Annotated in this window: 24 protein-coding genes and 1 tRNA gene; 12 read left to right on the forward strand and 13 right to left on the reverse strand. The window is 45.7% G+C overall.

Features of this window, described 5'->3' with window-relative positions:
* Window positions 1–55: 55 nt before the first annotated feature.
* Window positions 56–268, reverse strand: a complete 213-nt coding sequence (locus tag ICN17_RS03780) for a twin transmembrane helix small protein (RefSeq protein WP_216139672.1) — start codon at window positions 266–268, stop codon at window positions 56–58.
* A 25-nt stretch (window positions 269–293) separates the two neighbouring features.
* Here ICN17_RS03780 and ICN17_RS03785 point away from each other — a divergent pair, with 25 nt between their 5' ends.
* From ICN17_RS03785 to ICN17_RS03805, 5 genes are read left to right on the forward strand one after another with little or no spacing between them, the layout of a single operon-like run.
* On the forward strand, window positions 294–1079 hold the full coding sequence (locus ICN17_RS03785) for an SURF1 family protein (RefSeq protein WP_255538277.1): 786 nt from the start codon (window positions 294–296) through the stop codon (window positions 1077–1079).
* The gene (locus ICN17_RS03790; RefSeq protein ID WP_216236198.1) at window positions 1076–1732 is read left to right on the forward strand and encodes a hypothetical protein; all 657 of its coding nucleotides are present in this window, start codon (window positions 1076–1078) and stop codon (window positions 1730–1732) included. Before ICN17_RS03785 ends, ICN17_RS03790 begins: the two co-directional genes overlap by 4 nt.
* Window positions 1732–2859 carry a heme A synthase gene (locus ICN17_RS03795; RefSeq protein ID WP_216236199.1) on the forward strand — a complete coding sequence of 376 codons (1128 nt, stop codon included), beginning with the start codon at window positions 1732–1734 and terminating at the stop codon, window positions 2857–2859. The genes ICN17_RS03790 and ICN17_RS03795 overlap by 1 nt, the downstream gene beginning before the upstream one ends.
* Window positions 2856–3749 (forward strand): heme o synthase, encoded by an 894-nt coding sequence (cyoE, locus tag ICN17_RS03800; protein ID WP_216236200.1) that lies wholly within the window; start codon window positions 2856–2858, stop codon window positions 3747–3749. Before ICN17_RS03795 ends, cyoE begins: the two co-directional genes overlap by 4 nt.
* A 1-nt stretch (window position 3750) precedes the next feature.
* Complete coding sequence (locus ICN17_RS03805; protein ID WP_216236201.1) at window positions 3751–4341, forward strand: SCO family protein; 591 nt, start codon at window positions 3751–3753, stop codon at window positions 4339–4341.
* Window positions 4342–4366: 25 nt separating this feature from the next.
* Here ICN17_RS03805 and rpoH read toward each other — a convergent pair whose 3' ends face one another.
* The gene (gene rpoH / locus ICN17_RS03810; RefSeq protein WP_216236202.1) at window positions 4367–5296 is read right to left on the reverse strand and encodes an RNA polymerase sigma factor RpoH; all 930 of its coding nucleotides are present in this window, start codon (window positions 5294–5296) and stop codon (window positions 4367–4369) included.
* 91 nt (window positions 5297–5387) lie between these two features.
* Window positions 5388–6278, reverse strand: coding sequence for a signal recognition particle-docking protein FtsY (gene ftsY, locus ICN17_RS03815; protein ID WP_216236203.1), 891 nt, complete (start codon window positions 6276–6278; stop codon window positions 5388–5390).
* Between the two features lie 63 nt (window positions 6279–6341).
* On the opposite strand from ftsY, the gene ICN17_RS03820 reads away from it, so the two are divergent.
* Genes ICN17_RS03820 through ICN17_RS03840 form a run of 5 tightly spaced genes read left to right on the forward strand, consistent with a single transcriptional unit; the run spans window position 6342 to window position 10472 of the window.
* Window positions 6342–7712, forward strand: a complete 1371-nt coding sequence (locus tag ICN17_RS03820) for a pitrilysin family protein (protein WP_216236204.1) — start codon at window positions 6342–6344, stop codon at window positions 7710–7712.
* Window positions 7712–9049 (forward strand): pitrilysin family protein, encoded by a 1338-nt coding sequence (locus ICN17_RS03825; RefSeq protein WP_216236205.1) that lies wholly within the window; start codon window positions 7712–7714, stop codon window positions 9047–9049. Before ICN17_RS03820 ends, ICN17_RS03825 begins: the two co-directional genes overlap by 1 nt.
* Window positions 9042–9656, forward strand: a complete 615-nt coding sequence (rsmD, locus tag ICN17_RS03830; protein WP_216236662.1) for a 16S rRNA (guanine(966)-N(2))-methyltransferase RsmD — start codon at window positions 9042–9044, stop codon at window positions 9654–9656. Before ICN17_RS03825 ends, rsmD begins: the two co-directional genes overlap by 8 nt.
* A 36-nt stretch (window positions 9657–9692) precedes the next feature.
* Window positions 9693–10190 (forward strand): pantetheine-phosphate adenylyltransferase, encoded by a 498-nt coding sequence (gene coaD, locus ICN17_RS03835; protein WP_087908630.1) that lies wholly within the window; start codon window positions 9693–9695, stop codon window positions 10188–10190.
* 15 nt (window positions 10191–10205) lie between these two features.
* The gene (locus ICN17_RS03840; protein WP_087908629.1) at window positions 10206–10472 is read left to right on the forward strand and encodes a YfhL family 4Fe-4S dicluster ferredoxin; all 267 of its coding nucleotides are present in this window, start codon (window positions 10206–10208) and stop codon (window positions 10470–10472) included.
* Here the strand turns inward: ICN17_RS03840 and pth are convergent.
* The 6 genes from pth to ICN17_RS03870 form a co-directional block, all read right to left on the reverse strand.
* Window positions 10469–11059 (reverse strand): aminoacyl-tRNA hydrolase, encoded by a 591-nt coding sequence (pth, locus tag ICN17_RS03845; protein ID WP_216236206.1) that lies wholly within the window; start codon window positions 11057–11059, stop codon window positions 10469–10471. The two genes, ICN17_RS03840 and pth, sit on opposite strands and share 4 nt — an antisense overlap.
* 97 nt (window positions 11060–11156) lie before the next feature.
* The gene (locus tag ICN17_RS03850) at window positions 11157–11807 is read right to left on the reverse strand and encodes a 50S ribosomal protein L25/general stress protein Ctc (RefSeq protein ID WP_216236207.1); all 651 of its coding nucleotides are present in this window, start codon (window positions 11805–11807) and stop codon (window positions 11157–11159) included.
* Between the two features lie 147 nt (window positions 11808–11954).
* Window positions 11955–12923, reverse strand: a complete 969-nt coding sequence (locus ICN17_RS03855; RefSeq protein WP_087908626.1) for a ribose-phosphate pyrophosphokinase — start codon at window positions 12921–12923, stop codon at window positions 11955–11957.
* Window positions 12924–12977: 54 nt separating this feature from the next.
* Window positions 12978–13054 (reverse strand) — tRNA-Gln (locus ICN17_RS03860).
* A 5-nt stretch (window positions 13055–13059) separates the two neighbouring features.
* Complete coding sequence (ispE, locus tag ICN17_RS03865) at window positions 13060–13935, reverse strand: 4-(cytidine 5'-diphospho)-2-C-methyl-D-erythritol kinase (protein ID WP_216236208.1); 876 nt, start codon at window positions 13933–13935, stop codon at window positions 13060–13062.
* Window positions 13928–15415, reverse strand: a complete 1488-nt coding sequence (locus ICN17_RS03870; RefSeq protein WP_216236209.1) for a lipoprotein insertase outer membrane protein LolB — start codon at window positions 15413–15415, stop codon at window positions 13928–13930. Before ICN17_RS03870 ends, ispE begins: the two co-directional genes overlap by 8 nt.
* 35 nt (window positions 15416–15450) lie before the next feature.
* Between ICN17_RS03870 and mutM the strand changes: the two genes are divergently transcribed.
* Together mutM and mutY are read left to right on the forward strand one after the other, a co-directional pair.
* Complete coding sequence (gene mutM, locus ICN17_RS03875; RefSeq protein WP_216236210.1) at window positions 15451–16287, forward strand: bifunctional DNA-formamidopyrimidine glycosylase/DNA-(apurinic or apyrimidinic site) lyase; 837 nt, start codon at window positions 15451–15453, stop codon at window positions 16285–16287.
* A complete protein-coding gene (mutY, locus tag ICN17_RS03880) occupies window positions 16272–17417 on the forward strand; it encodes an A/G-specific adenine glycosylase (RefSeq protein ID WP_216236211.1) in 1146 nt (381 codons plus the stop codon). The genes mutM and mutY overlap by 16 nt, the downstream gene beginning before the upstream one ends.
* Here mutY and rapZ read toward each other — a convergent pair.
* Genes rapZ through hpf form a run of 4 tightly spaced genes read right to left on the reverse strand, consistent with a single transcriptional unit; the run spans window position 17362 to window position 20057 of the window.
* Window positions 17362–18252 (reverse strand): RNase adapter RapZ, encoded by an 891-nt coding sequence (rapZ, locus tag ICN17_RS03885; protein ID WP_216236212.1) that lies wholly within the window; start codon window positions 18250–18252, stop codon window positions 17362–17364. The two genes, mutY and rapZ, sit on opposite strands and share 56 nt — an antisense overlap.
* Before the next feature lie 3 nt (window positions 18253–18255).
* Window positions 18256–19230 (reverse strand): HPr(Ser) kinase/phosphatase, encoded by a 975-nt coding sequence (gene hprK / locus ICN17_RS03890; RefSeq protein ID WP_216236663.1) that lies wholly within the window; start codon window positions 19228–19230, stop codon window positions 18256–18258.
* An 8-nt stretch (window positions 19231–19238) separates the two neighbouring features.
* Window positions 19239–19700 (reverse strand): PTS sugar transporter subunit IIA, encoded by a 462-nt coding sequence (locus tag ICN17_RS03895; RefSeq protein ID WP_216236213.1) that lies wholly within the window; start codon window positions 19698–19700, stop codon window positions 19239–19241.
* A 33-nt stretch (window positions 19701–19733) separates the two neighbouring features.
* Entirely contained in the window at window positions 19734–20057 is a 324-nt protein-coding gene (gene hpf / locus ICN17_RS03900) for a ribosome hibernation-promoting factor, HPF/YfiA family (protein ID WP_216236214.1), read from the reverse strand.
* Window positions 20058–20141 lie beyond the last annotated feature (84 nt).

A 20141-nucleotide genomic window follows, 5' to 3' on the forward strand; every position in this document is an offset into this window, starting at 1 on the left:
TCGGGGCGTTAAGCCCCGATTGATTTTTAGGTGTTCTCTTCTGAGGTGGTTGCTTTTAGTTTGTGCCGACCTTGATGCCGGTAGCCTCAATCAGTCCAAAATAATGGGCTAGTAGGATTCCAATGAATAGGGCGACTGATAGGCCGATACGCAGCATGAGTGAGTGAACCATTCTGGAGCTATTGCCACGATCTTTCATCATGTAATACAGGGCTGATCCTAAGCTGCCAACAATCATTAGTAGGACAATTGGAATAATCCACTTCATCTCAAATCCTTATCTTTTAAATCTCTTGAATAATCTTTTTACTGCCCTCATTGCTAAGCGCATAGTTGCTACTGTATCAGCCTTGCTGGTCATCGCAATTGGCTGTGCTGCGGGCATTTGGCAGCTGAGTAGGGCTGACACTAAGATAGCCTTGGCGGCGCATTTAGTGGCTCGCCAACAGATGCCAATTTTGAGTGCGAATGAAGGCTCCTTTACCCTAGAAGATGCAAGTGAGCGCCGCATGATTGCGCGAGGCCAATATCTTCCCCAGGCAGCCATTTGGTTGGATAACCGACCGAGACCGATTCCTCCTGTTGGTAGCAATACCTCACAGTCCGGTTTTTATCTTCTCATGCCCATGCAATTGGAGGGGCGCGATGAGGTACTTTGGATCAATCGGGGCTGGGCGCCGCGCAACAATGAAAATCGTGAGTCTTTGCCACCGGTTAAAACGCCGGTCAATGTAGTCAATATTGAGGGTATTGTGTTTGCTCATCCTGGCAGGGTCTATGCACTTGGTAAAAGTAAAGCCCCTATAGATATTGATAGGCCCCGCATTGAGCAGAATTTTGATTTAGCTAGCGAGGGCAAGCTGCGCAGCTGGGTGCAAAGCCCTTATATTTTGCGGGAGATTGATGCTGGTATTGATGATGGCTTACTGCGTGAGTGGGCTCCTCTGACGACCGGAGTCGATCGCCATTATGCTTATGCATTCCAGTGGTTTGCTTTGGCTGCTTGCGGCTTCTTATTTTGGCTGATTACTGGCCTGCGGCAATATCGGCGGCAGGGTATGAATGGGGATCAAGTGTGAGTGATACAGAGTTATTAATACCGGCTTCACAAATGGATTCGTCGGCAATCAATGCACGGACTCGCCGTGGCCGAATTCAAATGCTCTTGTTATTACTTGCATGTGCTGCGCCAGTGATTGCCTCTTATTTGGCGTATTACGTGATTAAGCCTGAGGGTGGAAAAACCAATTTCGGAACTTTGGTCTATCCAGCACAAGAATTAAATCCTGCGTGGTTCAATGTGCCACTGCAAGGCAAATGGACTTTACTCATCGCACGCCCTGCTGGTGAATGCCAAATTAAAGATGAAAAGTGTCTCGAAGCTTTATTTTTGATGCGTCAGGTCAGAGTTGCTGTGGGTAGAGAAAGTAAACGCGTTCAGTTGCTATGGGTCAATACCGATGGTAAGACTGTAGACCCTGAAGTTGCGAAGGCTTATGACGAGCAGGCCGCTGGATTGAAGGTTGTTGCGGTCCCAACAGATCCCAAGTTAAGGGCGGAGTTTGAGACTTGGCTCAATAAAGAAGGTGCCGGACAGCAGATTCAGTTAATTGATCCAAGCCCAGCCAAGATGATGTATTTCCCAGTAACAAATTCACCTAAAGAATTTACCAGCATCAAAAAAGATTTAGAAAAACTCTTGAAGTTGAATCGCAAGGGTGAAAATTTGTAATGCCTACTTTTGTTTTGTTCTTAGAATTGGCTGCTATTGCGATCGTATTCGCAGGATTGCCATTGGCTTATCTTTGGACAAGACCGGGCTATAGTTTTTTTCAAAAACTCAATTGGGTTTTAGTCTTTATGACTTTTGATCTGATTGTGTTTGGTGCGTTTACCCGTTTGACTGATTCTGGGCTTGGTTGTCCTGATTGGCCGGGGTGTTACGGAGTCTCCAACCCCTTTCATGCTCTTGGTGAAATTCAACAAGCGGAAGCTGCTATGCCCAGTGGGCCTGTCACAGTGATTAAGGCTTGGATCGAAATGATTCATCGCTACTTAGCAATGACGGTGGGTGCCTTAATTTTGATTCAGGTTGCTACTGCCTTTAGCAAAATAAAGACTTTAGGGAAGATGCCTTTTTGGGCAAGCCTAGGATTGTTCTTCTTGGTATGTGTTCAGGGCGCTTTTGGCGCTTGGACTGTAACGCTTAAATTACAACCCATCATTGTGACCATCCATCTGATGCTAGCTTTAGTTTTATTGGCTTGCTTGACCGTTTATGCTCAGCAAGCCTGGGAGCAAAGTACTTCGTCAATTCATACTCTGCGCATACGTCCTTTGCCAGCTCAATTACTACTTGTTGCTTTTATAGTTCTCACTATCCAAATCTTTTTGGGTGCTTGGGTCAGCACTAATTATGCTGTCTTGGCTTGCCCCGATTTTCCTACTTGTCTGGGAGCGGCGTGGCCAGAAACCAATTGGGGCGAGGGCTTTACTCTTTGGCGTCAATTGGGCCTTAATGCTCAAGGTGAATTTATTTCTCCAATTGCGCTACAAACCATTCATTGGGCTCATCGCTTATTTGCTGTAACAGTCTTGATTGTCTTGAGTGTTCTGAGTTTGAAAGCTTTGCAGTTGGCAACCCCAGTGTTATCTGGTCTAAGTCGCTTTGCCAAACTGTTGCTTGCCTTGCTCCTATTGCAAGTGATCACTGGCATATCAAACGTTATCTTCCAGTGGCCACTATTGGCTGCTTTACTGCACACTGCCGGTTCCGCAGCTCTAGTATTCTGTTTAGTCAGAATGAGTTCTTGGGCATCTTGGAGCCCATCTCTTCAAAAGAAGATGACAAAGCGATGAGTACACCTCAAACATCTAGATCAGTGGCAATGCCACGTTGGCGTCAGTACTGGGTTTTAACTAAACCCAGGGTGACTCAACTCGCCGTTTTTTGCGCCTTGATTGGGATGTTCCTAGCTACGCCGGGCATGGTTCCTTATCCCGTTCTATTCGGTGGAGTTGTCGGAATTTGGTTATTAGCAAGTGCTGCGTTTGCTGTGAACTGTTTAATTGAGCAGGCAGTAGATGCCAAGATGAAGCGCACTTCTTGGCGCCCATCTGCTACTGGAGAGGTGACACCGTTTCATATTATTGTTTTCTCCATCATTCTGGGCGCGCTCGGGATGATTATTCTTTGGAACTTTTGCAACCCTTTAACAATGTGGCTGACTTTGGCAACTTTTGTGGGCTATGCAGTGATTTACACCTGGTTATTAAAACCAGCTACCCCACAAAATATTGTGATTGGTGGACTCTCTGGAGCCATGCCTCCAGCACTAGGCTGGGCTGCAGTCACCAACACACTATCTGCTGAAGCATGGCTCTTAGTCTTGATTATTTTTGTCTGGACGCCCCCACACTTTTGGGCGTTAGCTTTATATCGTCGTGATGACTATGTGCAATCTGGTTTACCAATGTTGCCAGTAACTCATGGCGAGCGTTTTACCTTGCTCAATATTCTCTTGTACACCTTGATCTTGATTGCAGCGACTATGCTGCCTTATATCTATGGAATGAGTGGCATAGTGTATTTAGTTTCTGCGATTATTCTTGGCTTAATCTTCTTGGCTTACGCTATTGCTTTGTTTATTTCTTATAGCGATGCTTTGGCTAAGAAAACTTTCCGTTTTTCAATTAGCTATTTGTCCTTGCTCTTTGGAGCGCTGCTGATAGATCACTACTTCCTCTGAAATGAACATCACTTTTTTGCGTCACTGCTGTATTGCTACCCTGCTCATTGCATTAACTGCTTGTAGCCCAAAGCCCGAGTTTAAAAATATCGATATCACTGGCAGCACTGCTTTTGGTAAGGACTTTAGCTTAGTAGATCCCGATGGTAAGGTGAGAACACTGGCTGACTTTAAGGGCAAGGTTGTAGTGATGTTCTTTGGCTATACCCAGTGTCCTGATGTCTGCCCAACCACTTTGACGGAAATGCAGCAAGTCATGGCGCTAATGGGGCCTCAATCCGATAAGGTGCAGGTGCTTTTTGTGACCGTTGATCCTGAGCGAGATACTGCTGCTATTTTGAAGCAGTATGTACCGGCATTTGATCCACGTTTCTTGGGCCTTCGCCCAGTTGATGATGCTGCCTTAGAGAAGGTCGCTAAGGACTTTAAGATTTATTACAAGAAGGTACCAGGCACAAGCCCCGGTTCGTATACGATGGATCACACGGCCGGTAGTTATGCGTTTGATCCACAAGGGCGCCTGCGTTTATATATCAAGCATGCTCAAGGTCCTGAGACCTTGGCGCATGACTTGAAAGAACTTTTAAAGTAATAGAGTGTGCGGAGGCTGAAGAAGCTTAGGCTGCTTCAGCTTGCAACATACCGCGCATCTTTTTGAGAGCTGCTGTCTCAATTTGACGAACGCGTTCTGCAGAGATGCCATATTCATTGGCAAGGTCATGCAGTGTTTTTGTGCCATTACCATCGGCATCCATTGCTAACCAGCGTGACTGCACGATATTGCGACTACGCTCGTCTAAGGCCATCAAAGCTTGATCTAGCTTAGGACCCTGGAGTGCATCAGCTTCATTGCTGGCAATGCGCTGTGTAGGCTCTTGGCTGTTATCAGCAAGCCATTGAATCGGCGCATAGGCTGCATCTTCATCAGTGTCATCGCCTTCTAGTGCAACATCGCCACCAGCAAGACGCATTTCCATTTCCTTAACATCTGAGCCCTTAACGTCTAGCGCTTTGGCTAAGGCAGCTATTTCACCTGGAGTGAGGGCGCTTAAAGTTGGTTTGTTGCTGCGTAAGTTAAAGAACAATTTACGTTGTGCTTTAGTCGTTGCCATTTTGACCAAGCGCCAATTCTTGAGAATGTACTCATGAATTTCTGCTTTGATCCAGTGAATTGCGTAAGACACTAAACGTGCACCATTATTTGGGTCGTAACGCTTCACTGCTTTCATCAAGCCAATATTGCCTTCTTGAATTAAGTCAGCATGCGGAATGCCATAGCCAAGATACTGGCGAGCAACAGAAACAACCAAACGCAAATGGGAGAGCACTAAAGTTTTAGCGGCATCCACATTTTCAGTACGACGAAATTCCTGCGCAAGATGTAACTCTTCTGCAGCGCTCAACATTGGTACGCGATTCACGTACGCAATATACGAATCAAGAGTGCCAACCCCAAGGGATGGCAACATTGGAAATGCAGACGCCGCCGCAGTCTGCGCGACGGGCAGTCTTTGCATATTCGGATTGTCAGATTTCTTTTGAACCATTTTTTAGTAAATATGAGGTGTTTATAGGGCTCTATTTTAGCACTCCTGTCAAGAGAGTGCTAATGGTTTATAGAGTCTGTAACTATATGATTTAATTGAATAATTCTGAGGAATACTGCCTGGCTGTGAATGGGGCCAAATCATCAATCCCCTCGCCTTTGCCTAGGGCCAATATGGCGGGTTTTGGCCCTTCCTGGAGGGTATGTGCCAAGGCGCAGATAACGCCGCCCTTAGCGGTGCCATCGAGCTTAGTAACGATGATTCCGGTGAGACCTAAGGCTATATGAAAGGCTCTCACTTGGCTTAAACCATTCTGGCCAGTATTACCATCAAGTATGAGCAAAGTATGGTGTGGTGCGCCAGGAAGAGCTTTGCCAATGACTCGTTTGACCTTCTTGAGTTCTTCCATGAGATGGTCTTGAGTAGCAAGACGTCCAGCGGTATCAATAATCAAGATATCGCTTTTGCGAGAGATCGCTGAATGGATAGCGTCATGAGCAACGGCAGCAGCATCACCACCTTCTTGAGTAATAACGTCGACTTGATTGCGGCTACCCCATTCTTGCAATTGATTGCGTGCGGCAGCTCTAAAAGTATCTCCTGCACCCAGGAGAACGGATTTGCCCTGAGACTGAAAAAGCCTGCAAAGCTTGCCAATAGTTGTTGTCTTACCGGCACCATTTACCCCTACTACCAACCATACCTCTGGGATATTGATCTGCTTGGATTCAAAGAGGGGGTTTGGGGAGGGCTCTAATGCTTTTAGAAGCTCGCCGACTTCATCAATCAGTAATGCTTGTAGCTCTTCAGAACTAGAGGCTTTTTCTGATTTAGCTGCCTTACGAAGCTTACTCATCAATTGTTGGGTCGTAGGTAGACCCACATCACTTTGAATCAGTGATTCTTCTAAAGTATCAAACCAAGCCTCATCAGTTTTGCTTGATTTGAAAAGGGATCCGAGGGTTTTACGTAAGCCGAACATAATCGATACAATTTAAACCTTGCATCTTATCAATTTAATTCTTGGGATATGGTGATTTAGCAGATGCGTTCCAATTTACTCCGAATTTCCTTTTTATTTCTTCTGTTTGCTCAATTATCTTGGGCTGCCAGCAGTAGTTCTACTGATACACATGAATTCATGCTGAACAATGGATTAAAGCTCATTGTTCGAGAGGATCATCGCGCGCCTACTGTTGCCCATATGGTTTGGTATCGGGCAGGCTCGATGGATGAGGTCAACGGTAAGACTGGTGTGGCCCATGTACTTGAACATATGATGTTTAAGGGCACTCATAAAGTGAAGGCGGGAGAGTTCTCTAAATTGGTTGCTGCCGTTGGCGGGCGCGAGAATGCATTTACTTCACGTGACTACACAGCTTATTTTCAGCAAGTTGAAAAATCGAAGTTAGATGAAGTGATTAGGCTTGAAGCAGACCGCATGTCTAATCTCAATTTCGATGATGCAGAGTTCTTAAAAGAAATTCAGGTGGTAATGGAAGAGCGCCGTTTACGCACCGAAGATAATCCTAGTAGTCTCTTAAATGAATCGCTGATGGCTACTGCTTATATGAGTTCACCTTATCGTCACCCAGTAATCGGTTGGATGAACGATTTGCAGAACATGAAACCTTCTGATGCGCGTGATTGGTACCGCAGTTGGTATTCACCAAATAATGCAACCGTGGTTATTAGCGGTGATGTAGACCCCAAGCAAATTCTCAAAGTCGTAGAAAAGTATTACGGCGCAATTACAGCCCATGAATTGCCAGTTCGTAAGCCTCAGATTGAGCCAGCGCAAAAAGGGGTGAAGCAAGTGCAGGTTAAAGCGCCGGCTGATAGCGCCCAATTGGCTATGGCGTGGAAGGTACCACGCCTAGAGCCTGGCAAGCTTGATGATCCCGAGCCTTATGCTCTTGAGCTGCTAACGGCTGTACTCGATGGTTATGACAATGCTCGTTTAAATAGAGCCTTGGTTAAACAAGAAAAAGTGGTGAACGATGTTGGTGTTGGCTACGACATGATTTCTCGCGGACCAGAATTATTTCTCATTAGTGCTGCCGTGCCAAAGGGAAAGACTGTTAGCCAGGCTCAAGCAAGTATTCGTAAGGCTTTGGAAGAGTTGAAGCAAAAAGGAATTTTAGAGTCTGAGCTTAAGCGTATTAAGGTGCGCATCCTGTCCGATCAAATTTATAAGCGTGATTCCATCTTTGGTCAGGCAATGGAAATTGGCACTACCGAGATGGCGGGATTTTCATGGCGGGACATTGATTACATGCTAGAGAAAATGCAAACCATTACTCCAGAGCAAGTTCAGGCAGTTGCCAAAAAATATTTAATTGATGAGGGATTAACTATTGGTGTGCTTGATCCCCAAGCGCGTAAATCTCAAGAAGTTAGCAAGGAGGGTAAATAATGAATGCCCTGAAGAAAAGTATTTCAGCTTGCCTGCTGACTTTAAGTTGCTTTAGCGTTGCTCATGCTATTTTGCCGATTGAGAAGCTGGATAGTTTTAAAGGTTCGAAAGGTTATTTAGTTCAAACCAAGACACTTCCAATGGTTGATATTGAAGTCAGTATTGACGCGGGTGATCGCTATGACCCAGCTAGTAAGAGTGGTTTAGCGGATATGACTGCTAGCCTCATGAATTACGGCGTTAGAGGTGATCAAGGCCTCTTAAGCGAGGCTCAGATTGCAGATGAGATTGCTGATTTAGGAGCCAATATTGGCTTATCGGTTGGTGGTGAGCGTGCTATTTTGCGTATTCGCAGCTTAAGTAGAAAAGATCTGCGTGATCGAGCAGTGAGATTGGCTGCAGCAATGCTGAGTGCCCCTACTTATGATGCAAAAATTCTTGAGCGTGAAAAGCAGAGAACGATTACCAACTTGCTTGAAGCAGAAACAAAGCCTGAGTTTGTCTTAGACCGCCGTCTTACAAAGTCTCTATATGGTGATTACCCGCTTGGAAATACTCCAACAGTCAAAACGGTTGCGGCAGTAAGCACAAACGATTTGATGCAATTTCATAAACAGTTTTATCGTAGCGATCGCATGATCGTCAGTATTGTGGGTGATGTCGATCGAGCACAAGCTAATGAAATCATGCATACTCTGCTGCAAAAGATTCCACAGTCTAGCGCCCCGATTGCGAAGTTGCCAGAATTACAGCGCTCACCAGTAGAACCTTTGGCGCAAAGAGAAATTCAAATTCCTTTTGATTCTCAGCAAGCGCACATTGCAATGGGCATGACGGCAGTCACTCGCAGTAACCCAGATTACTTTCCGCTTTTAGTGGGTAATTACGTATTAGGTGGCGGAGGATTTGTATCCCGCTTAATGGCGGAGGTGCGGGAGAAGCGTGGGCTTGCCTACAGCGTTTCTAGTTACTTCATTCCTGGCAAAGATACCGGTATTTTTCGCGCTGGCCTGCAAACCAAGAGTGATCAAGCTGCAATGGCTCTCGAGGTCATGAGTTCAACTATTGCAAAATTTATTGCAGATGGTCCAACGCCATCTGAACTGCTTGCTGCTAAATCTAACTTAGTGAATGGCTATCCATTGCGTATCGATAACAATCGTAAATTATTAGACAACGTGTCATCTATTGCATGGAACGAATTACCGCTTGATACGATGGAGATTTGGACTAAACAAGTAGAGGCAGTTACTTTAGAGCAAGTGACGGCAGCTTTCCAAAAATATCTTGCAATGGATCGCATGAAGATTGTGGTATTAGGAGCAAAAAATAAATAAGCCTCAGTCTCTTAAGGCAGAACCCCCCAAGAAGGTACGCATTATTGGGGGCGTATGGAGAAGTCGTTTATTAACAGTCCTGGATTTGCCAGGCCTGCGCCCCACTACAGACCGTATTCGTGAGACTTTATTTAATTGGCTTGGCCAAGATCTAACGGGTTTACATTGCATCGATTTATTTGCTGGCACAGGCGCTTTGGGATTTGAAGCAGCCTCTCGTGGTGCTGATGCAGTGGTGTTATTAGAAAAAGATAAAAAAGCCCATGCAAGCTTATTGAGCAATTTTTCTTTACTACAGTCTTCACCAGTTCCTAGTAAGGTGGAAATTTTGCACAGAGATAGCCTTGAGTATCTAAAGGAACAAGCAGCCCACTCAAGCAATTTAATTTTTATCGACCCCCCTTTTCAAGATTCGGGCTTATTCGATCGATCTGTAGTTGAGGCCGCCCGAATTTGTGATGACTCTCGTGGAGGGGGAATTTATGTCGAATTTCCATCGAATCGTCCCCGTGAGGAGATAGAGGCACTATTACCAGACTGGCATTGTGGGAAATACTTAGAGGCGGGCCAAGTAAAAGCTTGTCTATTTCGGGCCGGAAGGGGCTAAACTCTTGCCTGTAGCTGATAAAGCCTTAGGAGATTTATGACTGTCGCTGTATACCCAGGAACATTTGATCCCTTTACTCGTGGTCACGAGGATTTGGTGCGTCGCGCATCCAGTATTTTTGATGAGCTCATTGTGGGCGTTGCCTCTAGCCGCAGCAAGCACCCCTTCTTTTCCTTAGAAGAGCGTCTCGATATTGCCACTGAAGTTCTCAGTCATTACTCCAATGTCAAAGTGGTTGGCTTTGACGGCTTGTTAAAAGATTTTGCTCGTGAACACAATGCTCGGGTCATTGTTCGTGGTCTACGCGCAGTTTCTGATTTTGAATATGAATTCCAGATGGCTGGTATGAACCGTTATCTATTGCCCGATGTAGAAACTTTATTCTTAACGCCTTCCGATCAGTATCAATTTATTTCTGGCACCTTTGTTCGTGAAATTGCATCTATGGGCGGCGATGTTAGTAAGTTTGTATTTCCATCTGTTGAAAAGTGGTTGGCTAAAAAGATGGCGAGCAATAGCCAGGCTAAAAAGTAAGGCTAGCGAGTAATCATGGCTCTAATGATTACAGACGAATGCATCAACTGTGATGTGTGCGAACCTGAATGCCCTAATGATGCAATTTACATGGGGCTTGAGATTTACGAGATCAATCCAGATAAATGTACAGAATGTGTGGGGCACTACGATGCACCTCAATGTCGTCAGGTCTGCCCTGTAGACTGCATTCCATTTAATCCTCAATACACTGAATCTCAAGAGCAGTTGATGGCAAAGTACAAGCTCATTACTGCAAGCAAAAAAGCAAATACTGCTTAGCCCTTAGAGTGTAGCTCCAGCATGGCAGTTTGAGTGTCGCCCTTCATAAAGAGGGGCAAAATTTGCAGGCTATTTTCAATACTGCTATCAATGAGTTTTTGTTCCGCTAATTGCGGTCTACGCAATACATAATCTGCGACATCCATGACACGGCCCTCGCCAGCGACATCTCTTGGATGACCAATGCCTAAGCGTAGGCGCCAGTAATCTGGAGTACCTAGGTGCGCTTGAATATCTTTTAAGCCATTGTGGCCACCAGTGCCGCCACCCAATTTAATTCGGGCAGTTCCAGGTTTGAGATCAAGCTCATCTTGAACAACCAGAATGTCTGCTGGCGTAAGTTTGTGAAAGCGACAGAGTGCGCCAACTGCTTGGCCGCTAAGGTTCATATAGGTGCTGGGCTTGAGTAGAAAAAGATCTTCCCCCTCCCATTTTGCCTTTGCAACTTTTCCATGAAAGCGTTTTTCAGACTCAAAACGAGCGTTTAATTGTTTTGCTAGGGCGTCGAGAAACCAGAATCCGGCGTTATGCCGATCTTCTTCATGCTCGTCTCCTGGGTTACCAAGGCCAACAATTAATTTAGTCATGATGGGAGTTTAAGGTCTTACTGGCATTTCTACAAAAAGGAAAAAAGAAAGCCCGCTTGCGCGGGCTTCTCTTTGCAAAGAATGCAGCTTAAGTGAATTAAGCCTTATCTTTAGCATCAGCAGCAGGAGCGGCGGCAGGGGCTGCAGCGGCTGCAGGAGCAGCTTCTTCAGTCTCAACGGCTTTAACAGCTGGGATACGTGCGTTTGCAAGTACTGGATTTTCTTGTTCAACATGTAATACCAAGGAAACACCTTTTGGCAATGTTAAATCTTTAGCATGAACAGAATGACCTACTTCAACTTTGCTCAAGTCCACTTCAATGAACTCTGGCAAGTCTGCTGGTAAGCAAGAAATTTCCAAGTCATTCAGAATGTGGCTGATAACAGCGCCTTGCAGTTTCACGGCTGCTGAAGTTTCAGCGTTAGTGAAGTGCAATGGAACGCGCATGTGAACTTTCTCAGTCGCAGATACGCGCTGGAAGTCAATGTGCAATACCAATGGCTTGAATGGATGCATTTGGTAATCACGCAACAATACTTTTTGTGTTTTTCCGCCAATTTCCAAATCCAGAATGGATGAGTGAAATGCTTCTTTACGGAGCGCATGAAACAGTGCGTTGTGGTCTAACTCAATAACAGCGGCTGGATCTTTACTACCGTAAACGATTCCCGGAGTTTTTCCGGAATTGCGCAGACGGCGGCTCGCACCCGTTCCCTGTACGCTTCTTTCAAAGGCTACAACTTTCATATTAAATTCCCTAATTAAGGTTAATTTCCGTTCGCGACCAAACAGAAAAGCCTTTGATTATATCGTGGGAAAGAGGATTTTTGCCTATAAACGCTTCAAAAGCGCCTCAGAACTGCCAAAAAACGGGGTAAAACACTGTTTTTTGGCTTATTCAGCAAACATCGACATAACCGAGTCACCCTTACTAATGCGGGAAAGGGTCTCAGCCAGGATAGGGGCTACGCTTAATTGGCGTATTTTGGCCACTTTTGTGGCTTCTGGGGTCAAAGGAATGGTATCAGTAACCACGAGCTCATCTAGTTCGGAGGCTGCGATACGGGCTACTGCGCCGCCGGATAGAACTGCATGGGTACAGTAGGCAGTAACTCCCTTAGCACCACGCTCTTTAAGAGCCTCAGCAGCTTTACAGAGGGTTCCACCAGTATCAATGATGTCATCCATGATGACGCAATGACGGCCTTCCACTTCACCGATCAAATGCATTACTTCAGACACGTTTGCTTTAGGGCGACGTTTATCAATAATTGCTAAATCAGTACCAAGTTGCTTAGCCATAGCGCGAGCGCGTACAACGCCCCCAATATCTGGAGAGACGATGATGAGATCTTTTTGAGTCTTCTGGGCCTCTAAGTCAGCCAAGAGAACTGGTGAGGCATAAATATTGTCTACTGGGATATCAAAGAAACCTTGAATTTGATCTGCATGTAAATCCATTGTCAGAACCCGCTCAATACCAGCAACGGATTGAAGCATATTGGCGACGATACGTGCAGAGATTGCGACACGTGCAGAACGTGGGCGACGGTCTTGGCGGGCATAACCAAAGTACGGAATGACTGCAGTAATACGACCAGCCGATGCGCGCTTGAGAGCATCAATCATGATCATGAGTTCCATCAAACTATCGTTTGTTGGCGCACAGGTTGATTGAATGACGACAACGTTTTTACCGCGGACATTCTCTTGAATTTCTACTTGAATCTCACCATCTGAGAAGCGGCCTACGAAGGCTTTTCCCATCGTTAGATGAAGTTCTTTGGCAACAGCCTCAGCCAAAATAGGATTTGCGTTGCCTGTGAATAGGGTCAGTAAATCTGAGTGAGTAGAGGCAGTCATAGGATCAAGGGCTTTGTCGGGTCAAAAGGTTATCTTTATCATTTCTACAGTATTTGGCAGGGGAAGAAGGATTCGAACCTTCGCATGCTGGAATCAAAATCCAGTGCCTTAACCAGCTTGGCGATTCCCCTACAGGTCAATCTGAAGAAATCAAATTGTAAGCGGGATTCTTATTTAAGCCCCGGACAATCCGACCTACCCATCCTTTTGGAAGATTTTGTAAAAGATTCTCAAGTTTCGCGGTATTGGTCTTAGGGTCTAAGACTGCAAAAACGCTACTTCCAGAACCAGACATGCGGGGCTCAGAGCCCGATACTGCCTGGCTAATCCAATCCAAAGCTTGCTTCACTTCAGGACAAATCCGCACCGCTACTGCCTGACAATCGTTTGATAAATCCGACCATGGCGATGCAAGAAAGCCATCAATTGTAATCTGAGCATGATCTCGGGTCAAACCCGGGTCTTGAAAAATGCTGGAGGTGGTGATGCCTTGCTTGGGAAAAATCACCAAAAAATCGCGATTTTCTAGCTCAAGCCCTTGGATTTTTTCGCCAATTCCTTCTACAAATGCATTTTGTCCATGAATAAAAAAGGGCACATCAGCGCCAAGTTGGAGCCCTAACTTGGCTAAAGTTGCTTTATCGAGTTGAAGATTCCAGAGTCTATTCAGGCCGATCAAGGTAGTTGCAGCATCAGAAGATCCGCCACCTAAACCAGCACCCATTGGGATTTCTTTTTGTAGCTCAATTTCAACGCCACCATCAAACTGGCAAAATTCTTTTAGTAACTTTGCTGCGCGTACAACTAAATCTTGTTCTGGTGGTACCCCGGGTATTGGGTTAACACGACGCACTTCATTTTCCAGGATAGCTTTTAGGGTAACGGTGTCACACCAATCAATGAGTTGAAAAACAGATTGAAGCAGGTGATACCCATCAGGACGACGTCCAATAATATGCAAAAAAAGATTGAGCTTTGCTGGCGAGCGCAGCACCAAAATATCTTTACTCATTCGGGTGATCGAATACCAAACGAATATCAATCGACCCAATGTTGGAGCTGCGGGTCATTGTGAGTTTATCGAGGCGCTTCTTATTGCCCCAGGTGTAAACCAAGTCCCAGCCATCCTGACTAATTTTGCTGACTTGACCTTGAGCATTTCGATCGACGCTAGCTTCGCTACCAGGCCTCACTTCACCTCTTAACCAGTTGGATAAACCCCGTGCAGGTAACGGTAGTCCTAATGTGTTTTGAATCAATGTATCTGCATCAATCGCGGTGACTACTTGACCATCACGCTCTAGTGTTGCTTCGCCTGGGTTAATCGTAATCTTGGCAATGGAGCCACCAACTGGATTCCGAATTTCCAAGATATCTTTGAGTGCATCTTGGGTTAAGGTAAAGCCGCCAGAGCCACCTTGATTTTGAGACTCGGTAAGCCCAATCACTTTTACTGCAAAGCGACCATCCCATGTGCCCTGAGGAGCTTGATCTGGGGTTGACCACTCAGGCTTAAAGCGTTTTAAAGTTTCTTTGAGGGTCGCATTATTAGCATCCAATTTTTGTCCTTGGCGCCACATTTCTTCAGCCTCTGGGCGGCGGCCCATGACCCACAAGACCTCGCCAGTATGTGCCGCAATATCAGCCTCTGGTTTCATTGTGAATGCTTGCTGTAATTGTTCTAAAGCTAAAGCATTTTTACCAAGTCTAAAGTTCACCCATCCCAAGCTATCTAAGATAAAACTATCTTTCGGTGATATCTGATGCGCTTTGCTAATTAATGCAAATGCTTCGGGAAGTTTGACATTACGATCAGCTAGCGAATAGCCAAGCGCATTTAAAGAATTTGCATCGTTAGGATATTTGCGCAAAATCTCACGTAAGGTTTGTTCCATGATATCCATGCGCCCCACTTTTTCTGCCGACATGGCATAGGTGTACAGAAGACCGGGCGCCTTTGGTGGCACTTTGACAGTGGATGCAATTTCATAGAAGGCTCGCAAGGCTTCATTCTCATCTTTAGCTTTGGCAAGAAGTGCTTGCAGTTGCAATAAGGTATTTTCTTGCTGGGCAGGGTTTTGTTGTTTGAGTAAAGCAATGGCTGGCTTAATAGCATCTGACCAACGGTTGTTTAAAACAAGAAGAGTGATGAGCACTTCCTTGGGCTTGGTTTCAGAGGCTGGTGATAATTCATCCCAAGTTTTTGCAGCCTGAAGAGCCAAATCAGGCGAGCCACCACCGATAGCGATTTCCATTGCTCTTTGAGCTAGGCGCGGATCTTTGTATTGACGAGCCATCTCCAAGTAGGTGTTGTAAGCAAGTCCTGCTTCGCCCCTTTGTAGGGCAATTTCCGAGGCAAGAACTTCAAATACAGCTTCTCCAGTCTTTAGACCATCGGTTTGTGCACGGGCTTGGCTTGAAAAGACTGCCCCGCTCGATAGGGCTAAAAGGAATAAGCCCTGCAAAAGGGGCTTGCGCGTAAATTGGCTCATGAGCACATTCTAATCTGCGAATCTACAATCCATTTATGCCAGAACTTCCAGAAGTAGAAATCACGAGATTAGGAATTGCCCCCCATCTTGAGGGGCGCAAGGTAAGTGCCGTCAAAGTACTGGATGGGCGCTTGCGTTGGCCTGTACCTCAGAATTTGCCAAAGCTTCTCACCGGGCAGAAGGTTCGGTCGATTGCCAGGCGCGGGAAATATCTCCTTTTGGAAATGGATACGGGCCACTTGCTAATCCATTTGGGCATGACTGGTACTTTGCGGGTTTTACCAAGTTCGGATCCTTTGAAATTGCATGATCGAGTCACTTTTGAATTCGGCAAGCTGAGTTTACGTTTACACGACCCCAGAAAATTTGGCGCAGTGTTATGGCACGCGAACACAAAAGGCCCCCTCGAGAAAAATGTACTCCTACAAAAATTGGGTGTTGAGCCGTTTTCAGAAGAGTTTTCGGGCGAGCTTGGGGCAGACGTTCTTTATAGAACCTCACGTAAACGTAGTGTGGCCGTTAAACAATTTTTACTGGCAGGACAAGCTGTAGTCGGTGTCGGGAATATTTATTGTTCCGAAAGTTTATTTCAGGCACGCATTCATCCTGCAAAGGCAGCTGGTAAGTTGACTCGCCCACAGTGCTCTCGTTTAGCAAATGCCGTAAGACTGATTTTAAAAAAAGCTATTGCTGCTGGTGGAAGTAGTTTGAAAGATTTCGTCAATAGCGAAGGTGACCCCGGCCACTTCATGGTGCAAACTAAGGTTTATGACCGCAAGGGCTTGCCATGCAAGGTTTGTAAAATGCCGATTGCGCAAATTGTTCAGGGGCAGCGCTCCACTTATTTCTGCCCCCAATGTCAAAAACGCTAATCAATACTTTTTCTAAAAAATTACTTACTTGGCATGGGGCTAGCGGTCGCTCAGGTTTGCCCTGGCAGGGTAATCGTGATCCATATGCAGTTTGGGTTTCTGAAATCATGCTGCAGCAAACCCAGGTGGCTACAGTGCTAGAGCGTTATCCCCGTTTTATGAAACGTTTTCCGACGGTGAAAAAATTGGCCGCAGCTGATATTGATGAGGTCTTAGCTGAATGGGCGGGATTAGGCTATTACTCTCGTGCTAGAAACTTACATGCTTGCGCGAAACAGGTGATGCATGATTTTTCTGGAAAGTTTCCGAACGATCCTTTATTACTTGAGCAGTTAAAAGGTATTGGCCGATCAACAGCGGGTGCGATTGCTGCTTTTGCTTTTCACGAGAGGGCGCCAATACTTGATGCAAATGTCAAAAGAATTTTGGCGCGCTTATTTGCAATTGAGGGTGCTGTACAAGATAAAGCAGTAAATGATCGTCTCTGGAAATTAGCGCAAGAGTTGTTACCAAATCAACCTAAAGATATGCCGGTATACACACAAGCCTTAATGGATTTTGGTGCTACTTGGTGTACTGCCCGTAAGCCAGTATGTATGAGTACAGAGAAAAAATGCCTATTTGCAAAAGATTGTCAGGCAAACTTAAGCAATCAGGTTCTAGCTCTTCCCCAAAAAACAGTAAAAGCAAAATCACCAGAGTTTGATTGCGATATGTTATTGATCAGATCTGGGAACTTTGTTCTATTGCAAAAGCGACCTAGCAAGGCGATTTGGGGTGGTTTGTGGTCTTTGCCGGAATCGCCCTGGAGACCAAGGCCTGGTAAGGGTTATCACACTGTCCAAGACTCCAAAGAACTCCTAGCGATCACTTTGCCAGAGGAAAATATTGCTGGCTTGGCTAAATCGATTAGGGGATTAAAGTCTGGCAATCAAATTAAACACATCTTTACCCATCGTCGTTTATGGATACAGATTTGGGAGGCGAATACATCAAAGGCCTTAGCGTTTTTCAGTCCAAACTTGAAATGGGTGCCCCTTGCTCAGTTGGGTAGGTATGGTTTACCGCAACCTATTAAGGTTTTACTGCAGGGCTTGAGTCTAGTTCGCGGTGACGATCTAAAAAATTAATCTGTAGGGCGCCTAAATCTTTTTGTGCCCGGAAGTGGTCGATAATTCTGTTGACTAAATATACGGAGCGATGTTGTCCACCGGTACAACCAATGGCCACCGTAAGATAGCTACGACCGTCTGCAATGTAGTGTGGTAACCACTTATCGATGAACTGAATGATGTCAGTTTCCATGCTGATTACTTCAGCAATTTTTTCTAAAAATTCTTGAACAGGTTTATCTTTGCCGGTGAGTGGTCTTAGGGCTTTGTCGTAGTGTGGATTGGGCAAGCAGCGCACATCAAATACCAGATCTGCTTCACTAGGAACCCCTCTTTTGAAGCCAAAGGATTCAAAAATGACAGTTAGTCCGACCGGTTTGTCTTTGAGAAGATCCTGTATCCACGAGCGAAGAGCATGGGCAGGTAAGTTACTGGTGTCAATGCTGTGGGCTTGCGTGCGAAGTGGCTCTAGTAGGCTACGCTCTTTATCAATTGCTTCAATCAGGGTGGCAGATTGAGTCTGCTGGCTATTGGTTGATAGGGGGTGGCGTCTGCGAGTTTCTGAAAAGCGCTGTACTAAGGTGTTGGTGTCAGCATTTAAGAAAACAACCCTCACTTGATGGTTCCGACGTAAGTTCTCCAGAATTGAAGGTAGCTCGGCAATTGATTCACCACGACGTGCATCAATGGCAACGGCTACGCGCTCACTATTTTCTTTTTCGAGAGTAGTGATGAGGCTCTCAAGGAGAGAGACAGGCAGATTATCAACGCAGTCATACCCTGCATCTTCAAAAGCCCTCAGGGCGACTGATTTACCTGAGCCAGAGATTCCGGTAATCAGATTAATTTGCATAGCTTAGAGCAAGCGCCCTTGAGATTTGATGGAATCTGATTCAGCATTCATTTGCATACGCTGACGCTCAATAAATTCTTTTAAGGTATCGATACCACGCAATTGCAATATCGTGTTGCGTACAGCAGCCTCAACTAGTACTGCTAAGTTGCGTCCTGCGGCCACTTGAATTTTTACAGTACGAATAGGAATGCCTAATACATCGATGTGTTGAGTTTCTAGAGGTAGTCTTTCAAACTCCCCATCAGTTCTGCGAACCAGTTGAACAATCAAGCGGAGTTTTAGCTTGCGACGTACTGCAGTTTCACCAAAGATGGTACGAATATCTAATAAGCCTAAGCCGCGGACCTCAAGCAAGTTGCGCAAGATGACCGGGCAGCGACCTTCAATGTAGTCTGGCCCCAGTCGAGCGAAGTCAACGGCATCATCCGCCACTAAACCATGGCCACGAGAAATCAGCTCCAAGCCCAATTCACTTTTACCTAAACCTGAATCCCCGGTCAGCAATACACCCAATCCTAAGATATCCATAAAGACACCATGCATAGTGATTTGAGGTGCGCCAATTTTGGTGAGGTAGGTGCGCAGGTGATCAATTACCTCAGCTGCTGAAATATGAGTTGTAAATAACGGGGTTGAAGAGCGCTGGCAAAAAAGTTGTAAGTCTGTATCTGCAGATTTACCGTCGGCTACGATCACGCAAGGAGGTGTTTTGGAGATAAGGCTGGCAATCTGCTCTTGTTTTTGTTTGGGCTCTAGCGCTGCGTGATAGTCAACCTCCTGCTCACCAAAAATCTGAATACGGCTAGGGTGAATCAGATTTAAGTGGCCTACCAAGTCTGAGGTGGCTGCAGCTGCTTTTACTGCTTCGCTCGGGAAGGTGCGGTCTGCACCCTCAAGTCCGCCGATCCAGGAAAGCTTGAGATCTGAAACATTGTCATCAAAAATCTGCTGTGCAGTCACTCCCTCGAGGAGCAAAGGCTGTGTCATTTTGTTGCATCCCACTGTTGTAATAGTTCACATACTTTTACCGGATCACTTGCGGAGGATAGAAATTGACGGGCATCAGTATCAGATAGCAGTTGTGCAATAGAAGAAAGAATCTCTAAATGTTGTTGAGTAGCCTTTTCAGGAACTAGCAAAAAGATGAGAGTCGATACTGGCTCACCATCTGGCGCCGCAAACTCAATCGGATTTTTAAGTTTGATGAAAGCAGCGCATGGCTGCTTAAGACCCTTAACGCGGCCATGTGGAATTGCAACGCCTGCACCAAGTGCGGTAGATCCTAAATCTTCACGTGCATTCAGGAACCCCACTACGGAAGCTGCGTCGATATCTACTTTTTTGCAGAAGAGTTCCCCAGCCGCTGCAAATGCATCAGCTCTGCTGGTGGCAGGGTTATCTAATGCAATGCAGTCAGGGGTAAAAAGATTGGTCAGGGCATTCATTAAGGTTGATTATAGGTGTCCTGACAAAAGGAATTACTCAAATCGCTTTTCGTGATGATGATCCTGGATCTTTTCTTTGTGTTTGACAACTTGACGCTCTAGCTTATCGACTACGGCGTCCATGGCGTGATAGAGGTCGGCATTATGGGCTTCAGCAAATAATTCCTTGCCCTTAAGGTGAATAGTAATTTCGGCGCTCTGACGAAGCTCCTTTTCTTTAGCGTTATCCACTATCAGAAAGGCGGAGGCATCGATTACGTGGTCAAAGTGCTTGCGAATTTTGGCCATTCCAGCTTCAAGGTGTGTGCGCATGGCTGGGGTTACTTCCAGATGGCGGCTATTAATTTTCAAATTCATCAGCATCTCCTCTTATATACGCGTGCGCATGCTCATGCCTGGGGTGCGCAGCAAGCCCCTGAAATCGTTTGAGCAGTATTTTTG

It is taken from the genome of Polynucleobacter sp. 73C-SIWE, from assembly GCF_018882465.1.
GTDB lineage: Bacteria > Pseudomonadota > Gammaproteobacteria > Burkholderiales > Burkholderiaceae > Polynucleobacter.